This window comes from Burkholderia sp. 3C, assembly GCF_054589155.1.
Genome location: NZ_BAAILN010000151.1, coordinates 225,984 through 232,861 on the forward strand (window position 1 = coordinate 225,984; position 6,878 = coordinate 232,861).

Consider the following 6,878-nt stretch of genomic DNA (forward strand, 5'->3'; position numbering starts at 1 on the left):
GGGACCGTCGTACGTCACCGCAGCAAGCGCCTTGCCGTCGTCGCCGATCAGGCCAGCACCCTTCAACTGCGAAACGTTCACCGCGTCCTTGTCATCAACGCCTGCGTTCACGTTCTTCAGCGTCGTGCCGTCCTTGCCTGCCAACGTAACGGTGGCCTTGTCGGAACCCGCGTCGTAATGCACCGCGTTATCGTCCGCCGTTTCCGCCGCCGCCTTCAGCGCATCACCCACGTTGTCGTAGTTCTTCTTTCCAATCGTGTACGTCGGTGCCTTGATCTTGCCGTCAGCCCCAACCGCGGCTTCGCCGCCCAGCGCATCCGTCACGCCCGTCAGTTGCGACACGTTCACCGCATCGGTTCCTGCCGTGCCTGCCGCCACGTTGTGCAGACCCACCGGCACGCCGGTCTTGCCCAGCGTTACCGACGCGTAATTCGCCTTGCCGTTCTTGTCCTGGTCGTACAACACCGCAGCGCGCGACTTGCCATCGTCGCCGATCAAGCCCGACGACTTCAGTTGCGACACGTTCACCGCGTCCATGTCGGCAGCACCTGCCTTCACGTTCGACAACGTCGTGCCGCTCGTTCCAGCCAACGTCACCTTGTCCTTGTCCGGACCGTCGTACGTCACTGCCGCAACCGACTTGCCGTCGTCGCCGATCAAGCCGGCATCCTTCAGTTGCGATACGTTCACCGCATCCTTGTCGGCCTTACCTGCATTCACGTTCGACAGCGTCGTGCCGGTCTTGCCCGCCAACGTCACCTTGTCCTTCTCGGGACCGTCGTACGTCACTGCGGCAAGCGCCTTGCCGTCGCCACCGATCAGGCCGGCATCCTTCAACTGCGACACGTTTACCGCATCCTTGTCGGCCTTACCTGCATTTACGTTCGACAGCGTCGTGCCGTCCTTGCCAGCCAACGTCACCTTGTCATGCTTGCTGCTGTCGTAGATCACGCCGTTCGGATCGGTGCCATTCGCCAGCTTCGCCGTCGCTTCGAGCGCGTCTCCCACGTTGTCGAAGGTGTCATCGCCAATCTTGTACGTCGGCGCCTTGATCTTGCCGTCAGCCCCAACCGCGGCTTCGCCGCCCAGCGCATCCGTCACGCCCGTCAGTTGCGACACGTTCACCGCATCGGTTCCTGCCGTGCCTGCCGCCACGTTGTGCAGACCCACTGGAACACCGGTCTTGCCCAGCGTTACCGACGCGTAATTCGCCTTGCCGTTCTTGTCCTGGTCGTACAACACCGCAGCACGCGACTTGCCGTCGTCGCCGATCAAGCCCGACGACTTCAGTTGCGACACGTTCACTGCGTCCATGTCGGCAGCACCCGCCTTCACGTTCGACAGCGTCGTACCGCTCGTTCCAGCCAACGTCACCTTATCCTTCTCGATACCGTCGTACGTCACCGCGGCGCGCGACTTGCCGTCGTCACCGATCAGGCCAGCATCCTTCAGTTGCGATACGTTCACCGCATCCTTGTCGGCCTTACCTGCATTCACGTTCGACAGCGTCGTGCCGTCCTTGCCAGCCAACGTCACCTTGTCATGCTTGCTGCTGTCGTAGATCACGCCGTTCGGATCGGTGCCACTCGCCAGCTTCGCCGTCGCTTCGAGCGCGTCTCCCACGTTGTCGAAGGTGTCATCGCCAATCTTGTACGTCGGCGCCTTGATCTTGCCGTCAGCCCCAACCGCGGCTTCGCCGCCCAGCGCATCCGTCACGCCCGTCAGTTGCGACACGTTCACCGCGTCGGTTCCTGCCGTGCCTGCCGCCACGTTGTGCAGACCCACCGGCACGCCGGTCTTGCCCAGCGTTACCGACGCGTAATTCGCCTTGCCGTTCTTGTCCTGGTCGTACAACACCGCAGCGCGCGACTTGCCATCGTCACCGATCAAGCCCGACGACTTCAGTTGCGACACGTTCACTGCGTCCATGTCGGCAGCACCCGCCTTCACGTTCGACAGCGTCGTGCCGCTCGTTCCAGCCAACGTCACCTTGTCCTTGTCCGGACCGTCGTACGTCACTGCCGCAAGCGACTTGCCGTCGTCGTCGATCAAGCCGGCATCCTTCAGTTGCGACACGTTCACCGCGTCCTTGTCGGCCTTACCTGCATTCACGTTCGACAACGTCGTGCCGGTCTTGCCCGCCAACGTCACCTTGTCCTTCTCGGGACCGTCGTACGTCACCGCGGCAAGCGCCTTGCCGTCGTCGCCGATCAAGCCGGCATCCTTCAGTTGCGATACGTTCACCGCATCCTTGTCGGCCTTACCCGCATTCACGTTCGACAGCGTCGTGCCAGTCGCTCCAGCCAACGTCACCTTGTCCTTCGCGGGACCGTCGTACGTCACCGCAGCAAGCGCCTTGCCGTCGTCGCCGATCAGGCCAGCATCCTTCAGCTGCGAAACGTTCACCGCGTCCTTGTCATCAACGCCTGCGTTCACGTTCTTCAGCGTCGTGCCCGTCGCTCCAGCCAACGTGACCGTGCCCTGGCTCGAATCCTTGTCGTAGAGAACCGCATCGATGTCCGGTCCGCCACCACCGCTCGCGGCCGCAGCCTTCAATGCATCGCCAACGTTGTGGTACGTCTTTCCGCCCAACTCATACGTCGGCGCCTTGATCTTGCCGTCAGGCCCGACCGCGGCTTCGCCGCCCAGCGCGTCCGTCACGCCCGTCAGCTGCGACACGTTCACCGCATCAGTCGGCGCCGTGCCGGCTGCCACATTGATGATCTGGCGCTGCACCGACTTTGATCCAATCGACAGCGCGTTTCCACGATCGGCGACCGAGTCGGAACCGAGGGCAACGCCGTTGAGATTTCCTGCTTTCACAACCGCGTCTGCGCCCAACGCGATACCACCGGTGACGCCAATCTCCACCGCCGAATTCGTACCGATAGCCACACCATCGGTAGCTCTTGCTCGCGATTGCGCCGTGCGACCGATCGCGATCGATCCGTCTCCAATCGCCTGCGCATCCTCCGAACCAAGTGCCAGGGAATAATCGCCATTGGCGGAAACCCGCTCCGTACCAATCGCTACGGCATAGTTGGCGCCGGTCACGACATTGTTGCCGATGGCAACGGCGTCATGCTTCTTGATCAGAGTCTGCGCTCCAACACCAAATGCAACCGAGTTGTCACCGTAAGCCGCCGTACCAATACCTACCGATACAGTGTCGCTACCATCGCTGGTGCTAGAGATCCCCATGGCCAGTGCAGAGCCACTCAAATTTGGTGCGACATACGCAATATTTTCCGAAGTGGAGACCGGCCCGCCATCAGCCACGATGAAGCCAGTCTTCGGTTCGACGGCTGCTGCGCGCGACTGCGGGAGGAAACTTCGCGCTTTCTGACTTACCGTACTCATCGCATCATGAAGTTGCTTCAGGTTCACGGCATCGGTGTCGTCCGTGCCCGCTGCGACATTAACGATCCGGCGCTCTCCCCCGGTACTGCCTACCGCGAACGTGTTGGCTTCCAATGCCGCCGAGCCATATCCAACCGCTACCGAGTTTTTCCCGTTCGCGCGCGAACCCGTGCCGATTGCAACGGCATTCTCCGTACGTGCGCTGGCGGCACTGCCGATCGCAACTGAATCGGCTCCCGATGCTATGGCCTGACTGCCCGTCGACTTGACCTTGATGTACTTCATTTCCAGCGAACCGTCTTTCAGACCGTCCCTGATCTCGTCCGTGGCGTCGTTCAACTGACCGACATTCACGGCATCCGTGTCGGCAACGCCCGTCGCGATATTCTTCAATGCAACCGGGCTGCTGGCTTTCTTGGTACCCAGCGTAACGGCCGACTTGTTCTTGTCGTCGTACTGAACGGCATTTTCATCGGTGCCACCACCACTGCCGGTAGCGGCAGCCGCTGCGATCGCATCGCCCACGTTGTCGTACGTTTTGTCGCCGACCTTGTATGCCGGCGCCGTGATCTTGCCATCCGCACCGACGCCGGCTGCACCGCCAAGCGAATCCGCCACGCTCGACGCCAGCCCGAACAGTTGCGAGCCATTCACTGCGTCGGTGCTCGAAACCGAGATCGCGCCGGCCTTGACGTTGGTCAGCGTCGTGCCGGTCTTGCCACCCTTCAGCGAGACCTTGCCCTTCGTCGCGTCGTCATAGACGACGGCCAACGATTCGCCCGTCGATGGGTCGATCACGCCGCCGTCCTTCAGCGAATCCTTCAGATCGCCGATGTCCTTGTTCGTCGCGAACAACTGCGAACCCACCACGGCTTCCGTGCTTTTTTCCGTCAACGCGCCGGCCTTCACGTTCGACAACGTCGTGCCTGCCGTTCCAGCGAACGTCACCTTGTCCTTCGCGGGGCCGTCGTACGTCACCGCAGCGACCGCCTTGCCGTCGTCACCGATCAGGCCAGCACCCTTCAACTGCGACACGTTCACCGCGTCCTTGTCATCGACACCTGCGCTCACGTTCTTCAGCGTCGTGCCCGAACTACCCTTCAGCGTGACCTTGCCCTTGCTGGCATCGTCATACGTCACGGCCGACAAGGCAGCGCCATCGTCGCCGATCAACCCGGTCGACTTCAGTTGGCCCACGTTCACCGCGTCCATGTCGGCCTTACCGGCCTTCACGTTCGACAGCGTGGTGCCGGCCGCACCGCCGGCCAGAGTCGCCTTGTCCTTTTTATCGCTGTCGTACGTCACGGCAACCGAAACCTTGCCGTCATCGCCCACCAAGCCGCTATCTTTCAAATTTTTGTTCGTGGCGAACAATTGAGCACCGTTGACTGCGTCCGTGCTCGTTTCCGTCAGCGCGCCGGCCTTCACGTTCGACAGCGTCGTGCCGCTCGCTCCAGCCAACGTCACCTTGTCCTTCGCGGGACCGTCGTACGTCACCGCAGCGACCGCCTTGCCGTCGTCACCGATCAGGCCAGCACCCTTCAACTGCGACACGTTCACCGCGTCCTTGTCATCGACACCTGCGCTCACGTTCTTCAGCGTCGTGCCCGAACTACCCTTCAGCGTGACCTTGCCCTTGCTGGCATCGTCATACGTCACGGCCGACAAGGCAGCGCCATCGTCGCCGATCAACCCGGTCGACTTCAGTTGGCCCACGTTCACCGCGTCCATGTCGGCCTTGCCGGCCTTCACGTTCGACAGCGTCGTGCCGGCCGCACCGCCGGCCAGAGTCGCCTTGTCCTTTTTATCGCTGTCGTACGTCACGGCAACCGAGACCTTGCCGTCATCGCCCACCAAGCCGCTATCTTTCAAATTTTTGTTCGTGGCGAACAATTGAGCACCGTTGACTGCGTCCGTGCTCGTTTCCGTCAGCGCGCCGGCCTTCACGTTCGACAGCGTCGTGCCGCTCGCTCCAGCCAACGTCACCTTGTCCTTCGCGGGACCGTCGTACGTCACCGCAGCGACCGCCTTGCCGTCGTCGCCGATCAGGCCAGCACCCTTCAACTGCGACACGTTAACCGCGTCCTTGTCGTCGACACCCGCGTTCACGTTCTTCAGCGTCGTGCCGGTCTTGCCAGCCAACGTCACCTTGTCATGCTTGCTGCTGTCGTAGATCACACCGTTCGGATCGGTGCCGCCGGCCAGCTTCGCCGTCGCTTCGAGCGCATCTCCCACGTTGTCGAAGTGGTCATCGCCGACCTTGTACGACGGTGCCTTGACCTTGCCGTCAGCCCCAACCGCGGCTTCACCACCCAGCGCATCCGTCACGCCCTTCAGTTGCGACACGTTCACCGCATCGGTTGCAGTCGTGCCTGCCGCCACGTTGTGCAGACCCACCGGGCCACCTGCCTTGCCCAGCGTTACCGACGCGTAATTCGCGTTGCCGTCCTTATCCTGGTCGTACAACACCGCAGCACGCGACTTGCCGTCGTCGCCGATCAAGCCCGTCGACTTCAGTTGCGACACGTTCACCGCGTCCATGTCGGCAGCGCCTGCCTTCACGTTCGACAACGTCGTCCCGGTCTTGCCGCCCTTCAGCGACACCTTGTCTTTCTTATCGCTGTCGTACGTCACAGCAACCAAGGCTGCGCCGTCATCGCCCACCAAGCCGCTGTCCTTCAGCGAATCCTGCAGATCGCCGACGTTTTTGTTCGTCGCGAACAGCTGCGAACCGTTCACGGCTTCGGTGCTGTTCGCCGTCAGCGCACCCGCCTTCACGTTCGACAACGTCGTGCCCCCGGTGCCGCCAAGCGTGACATTGCCCTTGCTCTCGTCGTCGTACGTCACGGCCGACAAGGCCGCGCCGTCTTCGTCGATCAGACCCGACGATTTCAGTTGGGATACGTTGACCGCGTCCATGTCGGCCTTGCCGGCCTTCACGTTGCTCAGCGTCGTGCCGGTCTTGCCGCCCTTCAGCGACACCTGGTCTTTTTTATCGCTGTCGTACGTCACGGCAACCGAGACCGTACCGTCCTCGCCCACCAAACCGCTTTCCTTCAGCGAATCCTGCAGATCGCCAACGTTCTGGTTCGTCGCGAACAGTTGCGAACCGTTCACGGCTTCGGTGCTTTTCGCCGTCAGCGCACCCGCTTTCACGTTCGCCAACGTCGTACCCCCGGTCCCGCCGAGCGTGACCTTCCCCTTGCTTTCGTCGTCGTACGTCACGGCCGACAAGGTCGCGCCGTCGTCGCCGATCAGGCCTGACGATTTCAGTTGGGATACGTTCACCGCGTCCATGTCGGCCTTGCCGGCCTTCACGTTGCTCAACGTCGTACCGGTCTTGCCGCCCTTCAGCGACACCTGGTCTTTTTTATCGCTGTCGTACGTCACGGCAACCGAGACCGTACCGTCCTCGCCCACCAATCCGCTTTCCTTCAGCGAATCCTGCAGATCGCCAACGTTCTGGTTCGTCGCGAACAGTTGCGAACCGTTCACGGCTTCGGTGCTTTTCGCCGTCA

At 61.9% G+C, this 6,878-nt stretch carries 1 pseudogene; it reads right to left on the minus strand.

From position 1 onward, the window contains the following. Positions 1-6,878, minus strand: a pseudogene (locus ACYP33_RS31930) (hypothetical protein); the annotation flags it as partial.